The sequence below is a fragment of the Noviherbaspirillum suwonense genome (genome assembly GCF_900182955.1).
Lineage (GTDB): Bacteria > Pseudomonadota > Gammaproteobacteria > Burkholderiales > Burkholderiaceae_D > Noviherbaspirillum_A > Noviherbaspirillum_A suwonense.
In genome coordinates this window covers 60,186-77,881 of record NZ_FXUL01000015.1, presented here as the reverse complement: position 1 = coordinate 77,881, position 17,696 = coordinate 60,186, and the positions used below count along the sequence as shown (strand labels likewise).

12 protein-coding genes and 5 tRNA genes are annotated in these 17,696 nt (G+C 65.2%); 14 read left to right on the top strand and 3 right to left on the bottom strand.

Annotated features, from left to right (window positions below):
* Position 1 precedes the first annotated feature (1 nt).
* The 10 genes from recO (at position 2) to QOL82_RS17985 (ending at position 6,384) form a co-directional block, all read left to right on the top strand.
* Entirely contained in the window at positions 2 to 826 is an 825-nt protein-coding gene (gene recO, locus QOL82_RS18030; protein WP_283443686.1) for a DNA repair protein RecO, read from the top strand.
* Positions 827 to 853: 27 nt separating this feature from the next.
* Positions 854 to 1,618, top strand: coding sequence for a pyridoxine 5'-phosphate synthase (gene pdxJ / locus QOL82_RS18025; protein WP_283443685.1), 765 nt, complete (start codon positions 854 to 856; stop codon positions 1,616 to 1,618).
* Positions 1,615 to 2,007: a holo-ACP synthase gene (acpS, locus tag QOL82_RS18020; RefSeq protein WP_283443684.1), complete on the top strand. Its 393-nt coding sequence runs from the start codon at positions 1,615 to 1,617 to the stop codon at positions 2,005 to 2,007. The genes pdxJ and acpS overlap by 4 nt, the downstream gene beginning before the upstream one ends.
* Positions 2,004 to 3,053, top strand: coding sequence for a beta-N-acetylhexosaminidase (gene nagZ, locus QOL82_RS18015; protein ID WP_283443683.1), 1,050 nt, complete (start codon positions 2,004 to 2,006; stop codon positions 3,051 to 3,053). Before acpS ends, nagZ begins: the two co-directional genes overlap by 4 nt.
* Before the next feature lie 47 nt (positions 3,054 to 3,100).
* Positions 3,101 to 4,957, top strand: coding sequence for an excinuclease ABC subunit UvrC (gene uvrC / locus QOL82_RS18010; protein ID WP_283443682.1), 1,857 nt, complete (start codon positions 3,101 to 3,103; stop codon positions 4,955 to 4,957).
* A gap of 56 nt (positions 4,958 to 5,013) precedes the next feature.
* The gene (gene pgsA, locus QOL82_RS18005) at positions 5,014 to 5,592 is read left to right on the top strand and encodes a CDP-diacylglycerol--glycerol-3-phosphate 3-phosphatidyltransferase (protein ID WP_283443681.1); all 579 of its coding nucleotides are present in this window, start codon (positions 5,014 to 5,016) and stop codon (positions 5,590 to 5,592) included.
* Between the two features lie 57 nt (positions 5,593 to 5,649).
* Positions 5,650 to 5,725: transfer RNA gene (locus tag QOL82_RS18000), tRNA-Gly, on the top strand.
* Positions 5,726 to 5,818: 93 nt separating this feature from the next.
* Positions 5,819 to 5,894, top strand: a tRNA-Gly gene (locus QOL82_RS17995).
* A gap of 93 nt (positions 5,895 to 5,987) precedes the next feature.
* Positions 5,988 to 6,063 (top strand) — tRNA-Gly (locus QOL82_RS17990).
* Between the two features lie 247 nt (positions 6,064 to 6,310).
* Positions 6,311 to 6,384 (top strand) — tRNA-Cys (locus QOL82_RS17985).
* A 160-nt stretch (positions 6,385 to 6,544) separates the two neighbouring features.
* Here QOL82_RS17985 and mprF read toward each other — a convergent pair.
* Positions 6,545 to 8,287 carry a bifunctional lysylphosphatidylglycerol flippase/synthetase MprF gene (mprF, locus tag QOL82_RS17980; protein ID WP_283443680.1) on the bottom strand — a complete coding sequence of 581 codons (1,743 nt, stop codon included), beginning with the start codon at positions 8,285 to 8,287 and terminating at the stop codon, positions 6,545 to 6,547.
* 238 nt (positions 8,288 to 8,525) lie between these two features.
* Entirely contained in the window at positions 8,526 to 11,066 is a 2,541-nt protein-coding gene (mgtA, locus tag QOL82_RS17975; RefSeq protein WP_283443679.1) for a magnesium-translocating P-type ATPase, read from the bottom strand.
* 346 nt (positions 11,067 to 11,412) lie between these two features.
* On the opposite strand from mgtA, the gene QOL82_RS17970 reads away from it, so the two are divergent.
* The gene (locus QOL82_RS17970) at positions 11,413 to 13,941 is read left to right on the top strand and encodes a cation-translocating P-type ATPase (RefSeq protein ID WP_283443678.1); all 2,529 of its coding nucleotides are present in this window, start codon (positions 11,413 to 11,415) and stop codon (positions 13,939 to 13,941) included.
* Positions 13,942 to 13,973: 32 nt separating this feature from the next.
* Here the strand turns inward: QOL82_RS17970 and QOL82_RS17965 are convergent, their stop codons facing one another.
* On the bottom strand, positions 13,974 to 14,975 hold the full coding sequence (locus QOL82_RS17965; protein ID WP_430438511.1) for a zinc-dependent alcohol dehydrogenase family protein: 1,002 nt from the start codon (positions 14,973 to 14,975) through the stop codon (positions 13,974 to 13,976).
* Between the two features lie 310 nt (positions 14,976 to 15,285).
* Between QOL82_RS17965 and QOL82_RS17960 the strand changes: the two genes are divergently transcribed.
* From QOL82_RS17960 to QOL82_RS17950, 3 genes are all read left to right on the top strand, one after another.
* Positions 15,286 to 15,636 (top strand): hypothetical protein, encoded by a 351-nt coding sequence (locus tag QOL82_RS17960; RefSeq protein ID WP_283443677.1) that lies wholly within the window; start codon positions 15,286 to 15,288, stop codon positions 15,634 to 15,636.
* Between the two features lie 278 nt (positions 15,637 to 15,914).
* Positions 15,915 to 15,991, top strand: a tRNA-Val gene (locus QOL82_RS17955).
* Between the two features lie 177 nt (positions 15,992 to 16,168).
* On the top strand, positions 16,169 to 17,380 hold the full coding sequence (locus tag QOL82_RS17950; RefSeq protein ID WP_283443676.1) for a hypothetical protein: 1,212 nt from the start codon (positions 16,169 to 16,171) through the stop codon (positions 17,378 to 17,380).
* The last annotated feature ends 316 nt before the right edge of the window (positions 17,381 to 17,696 follow it).

Below are 17,696 nucleotides of genomic sequence, written 5' to 3'. Positions count from 1 at the left end.
GATGGAAACGGACAGCCTGTCGGGGCAGCCGCCTGCAACGCCGCCGCCCGGCGGCGAGCTGGCGCCAGCCAGGGCCGACGCGCCCGCGGCCCGGCGTCCCCGGCCGCCCGAGAAGGATTTCCGTGTCGCCAACCAGCCGGCCTTCGTGCTGCACAGCTATCCGTACAAGGAAACCAGCCTGATCGTCGACGTGTTTTCCCGCGACCACGGCCGGATCGCGCTGGTCGCCAAGGGCGCGAAGCGGCCGCATTCCAAGCTGCGCGGCGTGCTGCAGACCTTCCAGCCGCTGTCGCTGGGCTGGAGCGGCAAGTCCGAGGTGCGCACGCTGACGTCGGCCGAATGGCTGGGCGGGCTGTTGCCGCTGGAAAAAGCGGCATTGCTGTGCGGTTTTTACCTCAATGAACTGTTGATCAAGTTCGTCGCCCGCGACGATCCGCACCGTGCGCTGTTCGACCATTACGTTGAGGCGCTGAACCGGCTCGCGCACGAGGAAACCGCCGCCATTGTGCTGCGGCGCTTCGAACTGGCCTTGCTGAAGGAAACCGGCTTTGCCGGCGACATCGGCATCGACGCGCAGAACCGCGCGCCGGTGCAGCCCGAGAACTGGTACGTGGTCGATCCCGAGCGCGGTGCGCGCCCGGCGCGGACTGCGGACACGTCGCCCAAAGTGTCGGGCAAGACCCTGCTGGACATGCAGCGCGGCGACTATACCGACGCGGCGACCCAGACCCAGAGCAAGTTCCTGATGCGCTACCTGCTGGCCCACCATCTCGGCGGCGTGCCCCTGAACACCCGGCAGATACTGCTGGACCTGATGCAACTATAAATCCATTCCTACCGGGATCCGCCTTCCATGAGTTATCTGCAGCCGACCGGACAGGTCATCGAACTGGGTGTCAACATCGACCACGTCGCCACCGTGCGCAATGCGCGCGGCACCGTCTATCCCGACCCGCTGAAGGCCGCGCTGCTGGCCGAGGAAGCGGGCGCGGACGTGATCACGCTGCACCTGCGCGAAGACCGGCGACATATCAAGGATGCCGACGTGCGCGCGATCCGGCCGCGGCTGGCGACCAGGATGAACCTGGAATGCGCGGTCACCACCGAGATGCTGGACATTGCCTGCGCCATCCGGCCGCAGGACGTCTGCCTGGTGCCGGAAAAGCGCGAGGAAGTCACGACCGAGGGCGGGCTCGACGTGCGCCGCTATTTTTCCGAGGTGCAGGCGGCGGTGCGCCAGCTGCAGGCCGAAGGCATACGGGTAAGCCTGTTCATCGATGCCGAGGAAGACCAGATCCAGGCAGCGGCCGAACTGGGCGCGCCGGTGATCGAACTGCACACCGGCCGCTATGCGGAAGCCGGCGACGATGCGCTGCACCAGGAACTGGAACGCATCCGGCAGGGCGTGGACATCGGGCTTGCCCGCGGCCTGCAGGTCAATGCCGGTCATGGACTCCATTACACCAATGTGCAGGCGATTGCCGCCATACCCGGCATCGCCGAACTCAATATCGGCCATGCAATCGTGGCGCAGGCCGTGTTCGACGGCTGGCAGAAGGCCGTGCGGGACATGAAGGCGATCATGATCGCGGCGCGCATGGGCGCCGATGCGCGATGATTTACGGCATTGGCACCGACATCATCCAGATTTCCCGCATCGAGGCGGCGCTGGCGCGGCATGGCGACCGGTTCGCGGAAAAAATCCTGGGTCCCGAGGAATTCGACAAGTACCTGCGCCGGCGCGACAAGGTGGCGGCGCGCGGCATCCGCTTCCTGGCGACCCGTTTCGCGGCGAAGGAAGCGTTTTCCAAGGCGATCGGACTGGGCATGCGCATGCCGATGACCTGGCGCGGCATGCAGGTGCTGAATGCGCCCGGCGGCCGTCCGATCGCGGTCACCAGCGGCGTGCTGAAGGAATTTATGGAAAGCAAGGGCCTGTCCGCGCAGGTGACGCTGACCGACGAGGCGGAATACGCGGTTGCCTTCGTCATCGTGGAGAAAACATGAGTGCAAGCACACATCCAGCGCAGGCGCTGGGACCGGTCATGCTGGACGTGGTGGGCCTGAGCCTGACCGAGGACGACATCCGGCGCATCCGGCATCCGCTGACCGGCGGCGTGATTCTTTTCGCGCGCAACTTTAGCGACCGCGCCCAGTTGTGCACGCTGACTGCCGCCATCCACGCGGCCCGGCCCGGCGTGCTGATCGCGGTCGACCATGAAGGCGGACGGGTGCAGCGCTTCCGCAGCGACGGCTTCACCCATCTGCCGGCAATGCGCCGCCTGGGCGACCTGTGGGACAGCGACAGCGAAGCCGCGGCCCGCGCCGCGACGGCGGTCGGCTACGTGCTGGCGGCCGAACTGCGTGCCTGCGGCGTCGACCTGTCCTTCACCCCGGTGCTGGACCTCGACCACGGCGACTCGGGCGTGATCGGCGACCGCGCGTTCCACCGCGACCCGCGGGCGGTGACCCAGCTCGCGAAAGCGCTGAACCACGGGCTGGCGCTGGCCGGCATGGCCAATTGCGGCAAGCATTTCCCGGGGCACGGCTATGTTGCCGCCGATTCCCACGTGGCGATCCCGGTCGACGGGCGCAGCCTGGAACAGATCCTTGGCGAGGACGCGATGCCGTACGACTGGCTCGGCATGAGCCTGTCGGCGGTGATGCCGGCGCACGTGATCTACCCGGAGGTCGACAGCCAGCCGGCCGGGTTCTCGTCCCGCTGGCTGCGCATACTGCGGCAGGACATCGGCTTCGGCGGCGTCATTTTCAGCGACGACCTCAGCATGGAAGGCGCCAGCGTCGCCGGCAGCGTGACCGATGCGGCAAGGGCGGCGCTGAAGGCCGGCTGCGACATGGTCCTCATCTGCAACTCGCCCGACAAGGCCGACCGGCTGCTGGCCGAGCTGCCGGCAGACGCATGCAGCGCCGCGTCGCATGCGCGCATCAGTGGCTTGCTGGCGCGGGGTAGCGCCCCCAACTGGGAGGCATTGCAGGCCGATCCCCGTTACCTCGCCGCCCGTGCGCTCGCGCTGTCGGCGCGCGGCGGATAAGCGTCCAGGCCGGACTGTCCCCAACCCCGTTCCCGATACCGAAAAAGATGTCCGAACCGCTCGCACCCGATCCACGCGCTGTCGTCCTGGCCACGGTCAGCAAGCTGCCGCACCTGCCCGGCGTCTACCGGTATTTCGACGCCGAGAACAAGCTGCTGTACGTCGGCAAGGCGCGCGACCTGAAGAAGCGGGTCTCCAGCTACTTCCAGAAGACCCATGCCAGCCCGCGCACGGCGATGATGGTCGAGCGCATCGCGCGGCTGGAAACGACGGTGACCCGCAGCGAGGCCGAGGCGCTGCTGCTGGAAAACAACCTGATCAAGACGCTGCAGCCGCGCTACAACATCCTGTTTCGCGACGACAAGTCCTATCCCTACCTGAAGCTGACCGGGCAGGAATATCCGCGCATGGCCTACTACCGCGGCGCGGTCGACAAGAAGAACCAGTACTTCGGCCCGTTTCCCAGCGCCTGGGCGGTCAAGGAATCGATGCAGATCCTGCAGAAGATCTTCCTGCTGCGCTCCTGCGAGGACTCGGTTTTCGCCAACCGGACCCGGCCGTGCCTGCTGCACCAGATCCATCGCTGCAGCGGACCGTGCGTGAACCTGATCAGCAAGGAAGACTATGCGGCCGACGTCGAGAACGCGGCCAATTTCCTGCGCGGCCGGCAGTCCGAGCTGATGGCCAGCCTGGAAGCGAAGATGCAGGCATTTGCCGCCGACCTGAAATTCGAGCAGGCCGCGGCGGTGCGCAACCAGATCGGCGCCTTGTCCCGGGTGCTGCACCAGCAGACGATGGAGACCGGCAACGATGCCGACATCGACATCCTGGCGGTGGTCGTGCAGGGCGGCCATGCCTGCGTCAACCTGGCGATGGTGCGCGGCGGCCGCCATCTCGGCGACCGCGCCTATTTCCCGGTGCACGTGGACAGCGGCATGAGCGAGAACGGCGAGCCGGTCGAGCTGGAAGTGCTGAAGGCCTTCCTGGCGCAGCATTATCTCGACAAGTTCATCCCGTCGACGCTGGTGCTCAATACCGAACTCAACGAGCCGGCGCTGATGATGGCGCTGATGGAGCAGTGCGGGCATCGCATCAGCCTGGTGTTCCAGCCGCAGGGCCAGCGCCGGCAGTGGCTGGAAATGGCGCAGAAGGGCGCGGAGATCGCGCTGGCCCGGCTGCTGTCGGAGCAGGGGTCGCAGCAGTCGCGCACCCGTGCGCTGGTCGATGCGCTCGGGCTGGAGCCGGAGGATATCGACATGCTGCGCATCGAATGCTTCGACATCAGCCACACCCAGGGCGAAGCGACCCAGGCGTCCTGCGTGGTGTTCCATCACCATGCGATGCAGAACGGCGAATACCGGCGCTACAACATCAACGACATCATTCCCGGCGACGACTATGCGGCGATGCGCCAGGTGCTGATGCGGCGTTATGAAAAGGTCGCCGGCGGCGACGGCGTGATGCCGGACATCGTGCTGGTCGACGGCGGCAAGGGCCAGGTCACGATGGCGCGCCAGGTGCTGGAAGAACTGGGACTGGACATCGGCCTGATCGTCGGCGTGGCCAAGGGCGAGGGCAGGAAGGTCGGCCTGGAAACGCTGATTTTCGCCGACGGCCGGGAGCCGCGCGAACTGGGCAAGGACTCGGCGGCGCTGATGCTGATCGCGCAGATCCGCGACGAAGCCCACCGCTTCGCCATTACCGGCATGCGCGCCAAGCGGGCCAAGGCGCGGCAGACCTCCAGGCTGGAGGAAATCGAAGGCATAGGCGCGAAGCGCAGGCAGAAGCTGCTTGCGCGATTCGGCGGCCTGCGCGGGGTGATCTCGGCCAGCGTCGAGGACCTGGCGTCGGTCGACGGCATCTCGCGGCAGCTTGCGGAAGACATTTACCGGCAACTCCATTAAATTACGGGCGTCGCCGATACTTGCGGCCGCAACCTCACCTACAACAAGAAACTCCTATGCCGCTGAATATTCCGATCCTGCTCACCTGGTTGCGCGTCGCCATGATCCCGCTGATCGTCGGCGTCTTCTACCTGCCCGACAGCTGGATGTCGCTGTTCGACAAGGGCCTGGCGTCGACCGCGATCTTCATCGTGGCCGCCGTGACCGACTGGTTCGACGGCTACCTGGCCCGGCGCTGGAATGAAACCTCGGCGTTCGGCGCCTTCCTTGACCCGGTGGCCGACAAGCTGATGGTCGCCGGAGCGCTGCTGCTGCTGGTGCAGCTTGGACGCGCCGACGCGATTCTGGCCTTCATCATCATCGGCCGCGAGATCGCGATCTCGGCGCTGCGCGAATGGATGGCCCAGATAGGCGCGTCGAAGTCGGTCGCGGTCAGCTCGATCGGCAAGATCAAGACGACCGCGCAGATGACTGCGATCCCGATGCTGCTTTACTACGGCGACCTGTTCGGCGTGATCGACACCGGCTTCTGGGGCCAGGTGCTGCTGATCATCGCCGCGGTGCTGACCGTGTGGTCGATGTTCTACTATCTGCGCAAGGCCTGGCCGCTGATCCAGGCAAGCGCCGGCAGCTGAAAAGTGCACCCTTGACACTGAATTTCAAATCTCTATAATGCTGGCTTCTCCAGTGACGCGGGAGTAGCTCAGTTGGTAGAGCGCAACCTTGCCAAGGTTGAGGTCGAGAGTTCGAGACTCTTCTCCCGCTCCAGGTTTTGCAGGAAAGAGGCCGTTGGCTTCTTTTTTTATGAGTCGTAAAACGGCATGCCGGCAGTTCAGGCGCGTTGTTCAGGTGGTTCGAAATGCGGGAGTAGCTCAGTTGGTAGAGCGCAACCTTGCCAAGGTTGAGGTCGAGAGTTCGAGACTCTTCTCCCGCTCCAGTTTGGTTTCAGTTTCGCTCTGGTCGTTTTTGGAGCGGGCGGCAGCAGGCAGGGCAGTGTCGGGTTGGACATACCGGCAAAGAAGCAAGAAATGCGGGAGTAGCTCAGTTGGTAGAGCGCAACCTTGCCAAGGTTGAGGTCGAGAGTTCGAGACTCTTCTCCCGCTCCAGATTCCGAAAGAGGGAGGTCCGAAGGGACCTCTCTTTTTTTTTATGCGCCGGCCTTTTGGCTGGTGCATTGCGATGGCAACGCCCGGAATCGTTGTCCTTCATAAATATGCCGGACCGGGCTGTACGTGCTGCGAGAAATGAGTATAATCACGCCTCGGCAATGTGCTGCAACGTAACGTGCATCGCCGTAAGCAGTCATCCATGGGCGCAGGCATGTGTTCATCGGATAAAGTCATTGACTTCAATGGCGGGGTAGCAAAGTGGTTATGCAGCGGCCTGCAAAGCCGTGTACGCCGGTTCGATCCCGACCCCCGCCTCCAGATTCCCATCCTTTCGTACGCAACGACATCGGCCCAGGTCTTCGGCCGCGCCGCCGGCGTTTCGGCGTCGACGTCGACGTCGACGTCGAGCCGCATGTTTCACGCAACGTCTACCCGTAATCAGTAACCCCGGCAGCAGGCGGCAATGGCCTCGCAATCGTCATGCAGCGCCGGCCTTGCGTCTCGACACGATGCCGGCAAGGCTGCCCGCGGTCAGCGCGGTAACGTCGATTAGGACCGCCGGCAACGCCAGGCCGCCCGGCGAAGCCAGGTACAGGGGCCGCCACACCGGGTCGAATTTTGCCTTGTAGCGCCGAAGTCCCTCGAAGTTATAGAAATGCTCGCCATGCCGGTAGATCAGCGTTCCAATATGCGGCCACAGCTTGTCCTGCGGCCCGGCCCGGAGGTTGGACAGCGGCGCCATGCCCAGGTTGAACCACCGGTAGCCTTCGCTGCGACCCCAGAGCATCAGCTCGCAAAAGAGCAGGTCCATGGCGCCGTTGGCCGCATCGGGCAGGTGGCGCATCAGGTCGATCGACAGCTCGTTCCTGCCCGCGCCCAGCCACAGGTTGGCGAATGCGATGATTTCCGTGCCCGATTCGATGACCGCGGCCGGAAAGCGGCAGAGGTAATGCAGGTCGAACGATGCATTGGAAAAACCTTTCTCTGCCGTGTGCTTCGCGGCCAGCCAGGCATTCGAGACGTTCGCCAGGGCCGGCAGCGCAGCGGCGACTTCGGCCGGGCTCAGGATGCGGAAGCGGTAGCCGCGGCGCAGCAGGCGCGAGCGGACCTCGCGCATTTTCTTTCGCGCCGGGATGTCCAATGTGAATCCGGCCAGCGGCACCCGCGCTTCTTCGCCCAGCGGCGTCAGCACCAGGCCCAGTTCGGCGCACTGCGGCCGCCATCGGTCGCCGATCTCGAACAGCACGCACCAGCCATCGTAACGGTCGCACAGGTTATGGAACTGCCAGAGCAGTTCGCGGCTGCTCGCTTCCGGTCCGACCGGCTCCCCCATCGCGACCCAGCTGCGGCCGCGGCGTCCGTACATCAGGAATGCATCTCCCGCCGGGCTGAACAGCAGCGCCTTGTCGCCGCGCAGGGCGAGGTTGGCATAGGTAGCCGTGGAACGTTCCGCGATGGCGCGCGCCTGCGCCAGCTCGGCGTCGTCCGGCCTCGCAAGCGGCGGGCTGAACGGGCGCAGCAGCCGGTACAGCGCGAACAGCGCGATGAGCGCCATCGCGCCTGTCGTCGCCCGCTGCGAGCGCGGCGCTTCGGCGTGCAATGCGAAGTCCCACCAGGACAGCTGCGCATAGGGCGCCTGGGCGTGGGCGAAAAACAGGAGGAAGACCGAAGCCAAGAGTACGGCGGCGATCGCGGCCATCCAGGCGCGGCTGAAGGGCTCGGCCAGCAATGAGGACTTGCGATAGAACTGCCGCCGCATCGGCAGCAGCGCCAGGCTTGCGAGGCTGAGCAGGCCTGCTTCCCCGACATCCCAACCCTTGAGGACGGACAGCACGGCGCCCAGCGCAAGCAGCAGCATCGCAAGCTGCCAGCCTGCGTCCAGCCGGCGCTGCAATGCGCGGGCGAGCAGCAGCAGCGCGCCGCCGGCCAGGCTCGCGGTGAAATGGGAAATTTCGATGAATGGCAGGGAAAGCAGCGCATTCAACGCATCGAGGCGTCCCTGCGCGGCCGGCACCGCGCCGGAAAACAGCAGCATCGCGCCGGCCAGGAAGGCGACCGACGCCATGAGCCGCGGCGCGCTCGCAAGCAGGCGGCGTCGAAGCCCGGCCCCGGCCCTGCGCCACCGCGCTCTCCAGCCTCTGCCGGCCTTGGTCAGGGCCGGCAGCGATGGGGGAGAGGACGGGTGGGGCGATGTTCTCGTGTTGGATCCGGGCACGGGCATTTCCGGTCTTTTGTGCGCCGTCGGGCGGCTTGCCGCCGCGTCTGGGTCATCGGGGCGCACGCGCCATGAACAGCAGGCACGATGCCTCGCGGTATCGGACTCGAGGCAGGCGCTGCGCCGATTGCAGCCGGAGCAGCGCCTACGGCCTATCGTACCCAGGCCTGCAGCCGGATTTTTTGATGGCCGCCAAGGCCGGCAACGCAGCTGCGAGGCGTGGAATCGAGGCGGCCAGGCGCCTTCATCGAATCCCCTTCGACGCAACGCGCCGATAGAAAAGCCGCTTGGCGAATTCGACGATGCACAGGTAGAGGATGACGACGGCCACGAGGATGAAATAAAAGCTCGCGGGCAGCGGCGCCAGTCCGAAATAGCCGCCTGCCGGGGTGAAGGGCAGCAGCGCCGCAACGCCGACCACGGCCAGCGACGATGCGGTCAGCAGCGGATGCGCACGGCTTTTCAGCGGGCTGCCGCGGGTGCGGATGATGAAGATGACCAGCACCTGCGTGCACAGCGACTCGACGAACCATCCTGTCTGGAACAGGCGCTCGTCCGCCTTCAGGACCGCCAGCAGGATGTAGAAGGTCAGGAAATCGAACAGCGAGCTGATCGGCCCGACCGCCAGCATGAAATCGCGCACGAAACTGATGTCCAGCAGGCGCGGCGTGCGGACTTCCGCGGCATCGACCTTGTCGAACGGGATGGCGATTTCCGACAGGTCGTAGAGTATGTTGTTCAGCAGGATCTGGGCCGGAAGCATGGGCAGGAAAGGCAGGAACAGCGATGCGCCGGCCATGCTGAACATGTTCCCGAAGTTGGAGCTCGTCCCCATCATGATGTACTTCAGGATATTGCCGAAGGTGCGCCGCCCTTCGAGCACGCCGGCATGCAGCACGCGCAGGTCCTGCCGCAGCAGGATGATGTCGGCCGCTTCCCGCGCGACATCGACGGCCGAGTCGACGGACAGGCCGACGTCGGCCGAATGCAGCGACGGCGCATCGTTGATGCCGTCGCCGAGGTAGCCGACGACATGGCCGCGCGCCCTGAGCGCGAGGATGACCCGGTTCTTCTGCGACGGGTTGACGCGGCAGAACAGGTTGGCCGTCTCTGCCCGCGCCTGCAGCGCAGGCTCATCCATCCGCTCGATGTCCTTGCCCGTCAGCAGCCCCGTCACCGGGATGCCCAGCGTGGCGCACACATGCCGGGTCACCAGGTCGCTGTCGCCGGTGACGATCTTGATGGCTATGCCCGACTTGCCGAGCGCCGCCAGCGCGGCGGCCGCGCTGGCCTTGGGCGGGTCGATGAAGGCGGCGAAGCCGGCAAGCACCAGTTCGGTTTCATCGTTGACGACCGCATGCGGATGATCGGGCGGCACGTCGCGCCAGGCGATGCCCAGCACCCGGAAGCCCTGGCGCTCCAGCTCATGGCAGCGTTCGCGGATCGCGGCGCTTGCCGCGTCGTCCATCGGCATCTGCGCGCCGCCGTCCCGCGTCCGGTAAAGGCTGCAGAGCGCAACGATGTCCTCCGGCGCGCCCTTGACGACCAGCCGCCGCCGGCTGCCGTCGTCGATGAGCACCGACACGCGGCGGCGCTCGAAGTCGAACGGCGCCTCGTCGATCTTCTTCCACGCGCCCGGCCCGGTCTGCGCATGGTCGAGAATGGCGTCGTCGATCGGGCTCTTCAGCCCGCTCTCGAAATAGCTGTTCAGGTAAGCCAGCTCCAGCACCTGCTCGCTGTCGTGTCCGTCGGCGTCCACGTGCCGTTCCAGCCGGATCTTCGCTTCGGTCAGCGTGCCGGTCTTGTCGGTGCACAGCACGTCCATCGAACCCAGGTCCTGGATGGCCGACAGCCGCTTGACGATCGCATGCTTGCCGGCCATGCGCAGCGCGCCGCGGGACAGCGTGACCGAGACCACCATCGGGAGCAGTTCCGGCGTCAGGCCGACGGCAAGCGCGACTGCGAACAGGAACGTCTCCAGCAGGGGCTTGTGGGAAAGCGTGTTGACCAGCAAGACGAATATCACCATCAGCACGGTCAGCCGCATGATCAGCATGCCGAAGCGGCGCGTGCCGGCCTCGACCGCGCTGGGTTCCGACGGCTGGGCGACCCTGGCCGCGATCTCCCCCATGACCGTGTGTTCGCCGGTTTCCCTTACCAGCATCCGCGCGCTGCCGCTGACGACCGAGGTGCCCATGAACACCGCGTTTGTCGCATCCTGCAGATCGGTCGCGCCATCGGGCAGGCTGCCCGGGCGCTTCTCGACCGGATAGGACTCGCCGGTGAGCATGGCCTGCTCGACGAAGAAGTCGTTCGCCGCCAGCACCGTGCCGTCCGCCGGAACCAGGTCGCCGGCGGACAGCTGCAGGACATCGCCGCGCACCACGTCCGCCGCGGGGACCTTTTGCGGCTTGCCGTCGCGCAGCACGGTGGCGCGCAGGGCGACCGACAGCCGCAGCTTTTCCGCGGCCGCGTTGGCCCGGTATTCCTGGGAAAAGTCCAGCGTCACGCTGAGGAGCACGATGACGCCGATGATGACGACATTGCCGAATTCCGCGGTGAAGGCGGAGACAGCGCTGGCGGCGAGCAGGACCAGCACCAGCGGATTGCGAAAGCGCGCCAGGTACTGGGCCAGCAGCGATCTCCGGCGCTGCGGTCGGAACAGGTTGGGGCCGTCGCGTTCGAGCCTGTCGCGAGCCTCCTTGCCGGACAGGCCGGCGCCCTCGGCCGACGGATCGGGGATGGCCGAGAGCCACCACAGCGTGCGTTTCGCCGCCGCGCTCATCTGCCTTTTTCCGGATGGTTGCGTGCCATGGAGACTGCGACCTGCGGTAGCGGTTCGAACGGCCGTCCTTGCCTCGTCTCAAGCCATTCGCTTCAAACGGGCGCGATGATGGGAGTGCGGCCTGTGCCTGCCGTTCAGCGTCGCCTGCGCGGCGGCATGGCCGTGACAATCAGAAGTTCGCCTAAACCGGGATCGGGGCATTGCGGATGGTCAAAATAACGGTGTACGTCCGAAGGCATCGACCGGCGAGCTGCGCAGCGACGCAGACGCGCATGGCAGCCAGTCGCTTGACGCGCGGCGCAGAGCCACGACCCGGCCGGCCTGCGGCGCTCGCTTGGAGGGCCCGATGAACGCGCGCGGCCTCGACGGGCTGAGCACCGAGGAGGCATGCAGCCGCCTGGCGCGGCACGGCCCCAACGAGTTGCCGGCGGCGCGGCAGAACAGCCTGCTGCGCCTCGTGCGGGGAATCGTGCTCGAGCCGATGTTCCTGCTGCTGCTCGCCTGCGGCGCGATCTACCTGGCGCTCGGCGACATGCACGAGGCGCTGATGCTGCTGGCCTTCGTCTTTGTCATCATGGGAATCAGCTTCAGCCAGCAGCGGCGCGCCGAGCGCTCGCTGCTGGCGCTGCGGGACATTTCCAGCCCGCGGGCGCTGGTCGTCCGCGACCGCCGGGCGGTCAGGATCGCCGGCCGCGAAGTGGTGCCCGGCGACATCGTCCTGCTTGCCGAAGGAGACCGCGTGCCGGCCGACATGCGGCTGCTGGAGTCGGCCAGCCTCACGGTGGACGAATCGATGCTGAGCGGGGAATCGGTGCCGGTGATGAAGCATGCGGCGCCCGGCGCCACGCAGGGAAGCGACAGCGCCGTCTATGCCGGCACGCCGGTGACGCAGGGCACCGGCCGCGGCGAGGTGACGGCAACCGGCGCGAAGAGCGCGCTGGGCCGCATCGGCATGTCGCTCGGCGGCATCGAGAAGGAAACCACCCCGGTGCAGAAGGAGACGCGGCGCATCGTCAACGTCGTGGCCGTCGCCGGGCTGGCGCTGGCCGCGGTCCTTGCCGGCGCCTATGGCGCAATGCGCCAGGACTGGCTGGGCGGGCTGCTGGCCGGCATCACGTTCGCGATGGCGGTCGTGCCGGAGGAACTGCCCGTGGTGCTGGCGCTGTTCCTCGGCCTGGGCGCGTGGCGGCTTTCCCGGGCGCAGGTTTTGACGCGGAACATTCCCGCGGTCGAACTGCTGGGCGCGACCACCGTGCTGTGCGTCGACAAGACCGGCACGCTGACAGTCAACCGGATGCGCGTGCGCACGCTCTGGTCGGAGCAGGCCGAGCATGACCTGCCGCAGCAGGGCGCGCCGGCGGTGCCCGAATCGCTGCACGGCGTGCTGGAGTATGCAGTGCTCGCCAGCCACCGGCAGGCATTCGACCCGATGGAAGCCGCGATCGGCCATGCCGGCGCGGAACTGCTGGCAGACACCGAGCACCTGCACCGCGACTGGACGCTGGTCAGCGACTATCCGCTCTCCCGTGAAATGCTCGCGATGTCCCGCGTCTGGCAGTCGCCGGACCTGCAAAACCGGGTCATCGCCGCCAAGGGCGCGCCGGAAGCCATCATCGACCTGTGCCATCTCGACCCCGGCCGCAGCGCGGGCATCGTCGCCGCCGCGGGCCGGCTGGCCGCCGGCGGGCTGCGCGTCCTCGGCGTGGCGGAGGCGGCCTTCCCGCGGCAGGCGCTGCCGGTCAGCCAGCATGACTTCGCCTTCCGCTTCGTCGGGCTGATCGCGCTGGAAGACCCGGTGCGCGCCGACGTGCCCGCGGCAATCGCGGAATGCCGGGCCGCCGGCATACGGGTCGTGATGATGACCGGCGACCATCCGAACACCGCAATGTCGATTGCCCGCCAGGCCGGCCTTACTGTCGACGGCGACGCGCTGACCGGCGCCGACATCGACGCCTTCGACGACGAAACATTGCGAAGCCGCCTGCCGCAGACCAATGTATTTTGCCGGGTGCAGCCGCAGCACAAGCTGCGGCTGGTGCAGTCGCTGCGCGCATCCGGCGAGATCGTCGCGATGACAGGCGACGGCATCAACGATGCGCCGGCGCTGAAGGCGGCGCACATAGGCGTGGCGATGGGCGCGCGCGGCACCGATGTCGCCCGCGAAGCCGCCGACCTGGTGCTGCTGAACGACGACTTCGCATCGCTGCTGACCGCGGTGCGCTACGGTCGGCGGGTCACCGGCAACCTGCGCAAGGCATTCGTGTTCCTGGTCGCCGCGCACACGCCCATCATCGGGCTGTCCATCGCGCCGCTGCTCGCCGGATGGCCGATGCTGCTGATGCCGGTCCATATCCTGTTCCTGCAACTGATCATCGATCCCAGCTGCTCGCTGGTGTTCGAAGCCGAGCCGCTGGAAACGGGCGCCATGCAGGCCAGGCCGCGCCGGCCCGAAGCGCGGCTGTTCGATGCGACCGTGTTGTCGCGCGGCCTGTGGCAGGGCGGCGGCGTGCTGCTGATATTGCTTGCCGTATTTGCGCTGGCGCGGCAGGTCGGCCAGTCCGACGAAGCCGCGCGCGCCGTGATGTTTGCCGCGCTGGTGCTGTCGAGCATCGGCCTGATCCAGGTCAACCGCAACTGGGGCATGCTGCCGTCCGGCATGCTGGGCTCGGCCAATCCCTACTTTGCATGGATGCTGGTCGCCACGCTCGCGCTGCTGGCGGCGGTGCTGGCCGTGCCGCCGGTGCGCAGCCTGTTCGCCTTCTCGATGCCGGACCTGAGGCTCGCGCTGGTGGGCGCCGCCGCCTCCGTCCTCTGCGTCGGGTGGTGCGAATGGACGCGGCGCAGGCTGCAGGGACGCGCACTGCGCAGGCCGTAGTCCTGCCGGCGTTTGCCGGCCAGGTGACGCGACTAGTCCGGCACCAGCACTGCCGCGCCGTCGAAGGCGCCGCGGCGCAGCGCATCCAGCGCCTCGTTGGCCCGGCTCAATGCGAACGGCACGGCGCGCGCGTCGATAGGGTGGGCGGCTGCGAAGCGGAAGAAGGCCGTGCCGTCCGCCCGGGTCAGGTTGGCGACCGAGCGCAGCTGCCGTTCGCCCCACAGCAGCGAATAGGGAAAGGACGGGATGTCGGACATGTGTATGCCGGCGCAGATCACGTCGCCGCCCTTGCGCACATGGCCGAGCGCCGTGGGCACCAGCGCGCCGGCCGGCGCGAAGATCAGCGCCGCGTCGATGCCGGCCGGCGGCGCCTGGCTGGCGTCGCCGGCCCAGGCCGCGCCCAGCGAGCGCGCGAAGTCCTGGCTGCGCCGATCGCCGTCGCGGGTGAAGGCGAACACCTCGCGCCCGTCATGGCGGGCCACCTGGGCAATGATATGGGCGGCGGCGCCGAAGCCGTAGATGCCGATGCGGACCGCATCGGCCTGCATCATCGAGTAGGCGCGAAAGCCGATCAAGCCTGCGCATAGCAGCGGCGCCGCATGCAGGTCGTCATACTGGTCGGGCAGCGGGATGCAATAGTCGGCATCGGCCACCGCGTACTGCGCATAGCCGCCGTCCAGGTCGTAGCCGGTGAACTTCCCCTGGTCGCACAGGTTTTCGCGGTGCCTGCGGCAGAAGTCGCAGCGGCCGCAACTGTGGCCCAGCCACGGCACGCCGACCCGCTGCCCGATGCGCAGCGACGTTGCCGCATCGCCGGCCATGACGATCGTGCCCGCGATCTCATGGCCAGGTATCAGCGGCAGTTTATGAGGCGGCAATTCACCGTCTGCAATGTGAAGGTCGGTGCGGCAGACGCCGCAGGCGCCCACCCGTATCAGCACCTGGCCGGGGCCTGGCTGCGGAAGCGGGCGCCATTGTCCCAGCAAGGGCCGCAGCGGGTGTTCGAGCACCATCGCATACATGCGGTCGGGCAGGGGCGAGGCGGGATTCATGCCGTGGTTTTCATGATGGAGGGCCGGCGTGCCGGGCTGTCCAGTTCAGGCTAGGATAATGCCGCCCGCCTTAAATTGACCTGAGTCAAACGCACCCGGCACCCCTGCGTGCTTAGATGGCAGTGACTCGTGGTGCGCGCTTTCCGTCAGCGCAACGAGCAACGAGCAACGAGCAACGAGCAGCGAGCAACTGAGCAACGAGCAACGAGCAACGAGCAACGAGCAACGAGCAACGAGCAACGAGCAGCGAGCAGCGAGCAACTGAGCAATTAAGCAACTGAGAGGTCTGTCCATGAAGCCAGGCAAGCGGTCCGACACGAGAATACGACTGGCGCTCGCATGCGCGGCGGTCGGTGTGCTGCATGCATCGACCGGGCTGGGCGACGCCCGCGCAGCGGACGCCGTGCGCGGCGAACTTCTCTATAACACCCATTGCGTCGCGTGCCACACCAGCAAGATGCACTGGCGCGACCAACGCCTGGCGACCGACTGGGACAGCCTGAAGGTGCAGGTCAGGCGCTGGCAGAGCGCAATCGAGTTGAACTGGGACGAGGATGACATTGCAAGCACTGCGTACTACCTGAACCGGATGTACTACCAGTTCCAGGCGCCGCGGGAAGACAAGGTCATCTCCGGCAAATGACTGGCGGCCGGGACTGCCGCACTGGCGTCAGCCGCGGCAACCCGTGCGCACGCCGAGCGGAATCCGCAATACTTGATCGTATTCAAGCCTTGGCGCAGCGGGCGGCCAGGCGCCTTGCTTTTTGTTTTTCTTCTGGTAAAGTGGCAACCGTTTTAGCGACAACCAGTGTCTGGAACGGGCAATGCAGTCAGCCCGGGAGGCTCCGACATACGGCAATGACGTGGCCCCAAGGCCATTGAATCCGGATCGGCCTTGCATCATCAGATACCGGTACCCGCAGGCGCGTAGCTCAGCTGGTTAGAGCACTACCTTCACATGGTAGGGGTCATTGGTTCGAATCCACTCGCGCCTACCAGGATCCAGTTCCACGTACGATAAAAAGCCGGCTAGATAAAGCCGGCTTTTTTATGTCCTGCTTCCATTGAATCCCCCGTAAATTTTCTCCAGGGAAACTTTCAAAGCGCAATCCCGGTAGTTCGACCATGCATTCTTGTGTGGGTTTCCGCACATACAAATGTTGTCGAAGAGACTATTGTTCCTGCTCAAGCCTTTCAGAAAAAATGTGTCCATACTGAATCTCGCGCTGAGCATGACTGCCGCGAGGAAATATACACGCATGGCATGCGGGGAGGCGATCGAATTACAACATCGCAGACAATTTAGGAAGAACACGACCACTATGAAACTCAAATTTATCCCGATAGCTTTTCTTGGTGCAGCTCTGGTTGCGTGCGGCGGCGGCGGCGGCGGGGGCGGTGGTGGTAACTCTAATGCCGCCACGTCCACGCTGACCGTCACCGCGAAGGTGAATGGCGTAGTGGTCGCGGGTTACCCGGTTACTGCCGCTTCGGCGCCGGCCATCACTTTGACCTCCGGCCAGGAGCTCGAAGTCACGTCGTCCATTCCCACCGTATTCGGCGGCAATCTGGGTAGCGCAGTGGCTGCAGTTCGCACGAACTCGTCGACAACCTATAAGGCTGTTCTCGCATCTGCCACCGATACGAACGCAACCCTGACTTTTACGACGACTGCGTTGCCATTGCAGACTGCAACAATTCCCGTGACAGTGAAGGCTACCCAATTCCAGGCCGTAGTGCCAAAGGTTGGCGACTCGTTTGTCTATGCGGAAAACGACATTCTGCTCAACAAGAACACCTTTAGAGTTGACAATACGACCCAGCGTGTGACGGCTGTAAATGGCGATGGCACCTGGACTGAGACCTACCTGACGTCGGCAAATGCCGTTATCGGAGCGGCCACTTATACCAACCAAGGTAACCGTACAAGCTTCAGAAATGACGCATCCAGTACGCAGACCTGCAACCGACAGGGAAACAAAGTCGCACGTTATCTGCCGGAAGAAAAACTCCTTGCATTCCCGCTGACCATTGGCTCGACATTCACGGGCAAGTGGCAGGCAGTGTGCGGTACGGATACAACCATAGTTGATAGCCAGGACGAATCCATTAGCGCGCGCGTTGTGGGTTACGAATCAGTGACGACTGCAGCCGGTGTCTTCAACGCAATGCGTATTGACGAGACAACGACCGTTGCAAACAGCACGAACGCTGCATTCCCTGGCGGCGGCTACACCCAGACTGTCTCGGTCTGGTTCGATCCGGTTCTGGGACGCAATGTGAAATTCAGCGGCGTCCGGACGTATATCGGCACCCCTAATGCGGTGCAGTCAGCCTCGTTGGTAGAAACTACCAATATCGAGCTTATCAGCTACGTTAAAAACTGATATTCGGTAAGGCACATGCGGTAAAGACAGAAGGCTCCGCACCCAGTGCGGGGCCTTCTGTCGATATAGAAGGCCAACAGAAAAGTTTGATCATCCTCAGCAAGCCGGCAAAAACGTAAAATTACTCTATGACAATTTTTGTGTTTATGGCATCCTGACAACGCGTAACAGAGCACCATTTTGCGTTGCCCTTAACATTATCATAACGTACCATTCGAGCCGCACCTGCCCGGAGCGCAACCATTCATACAGCAAGGAGAAGATCAATTGAAGTCATTACAGAAAACCCTCGTCAGGCGAGCCGCCAGTGTCGCGC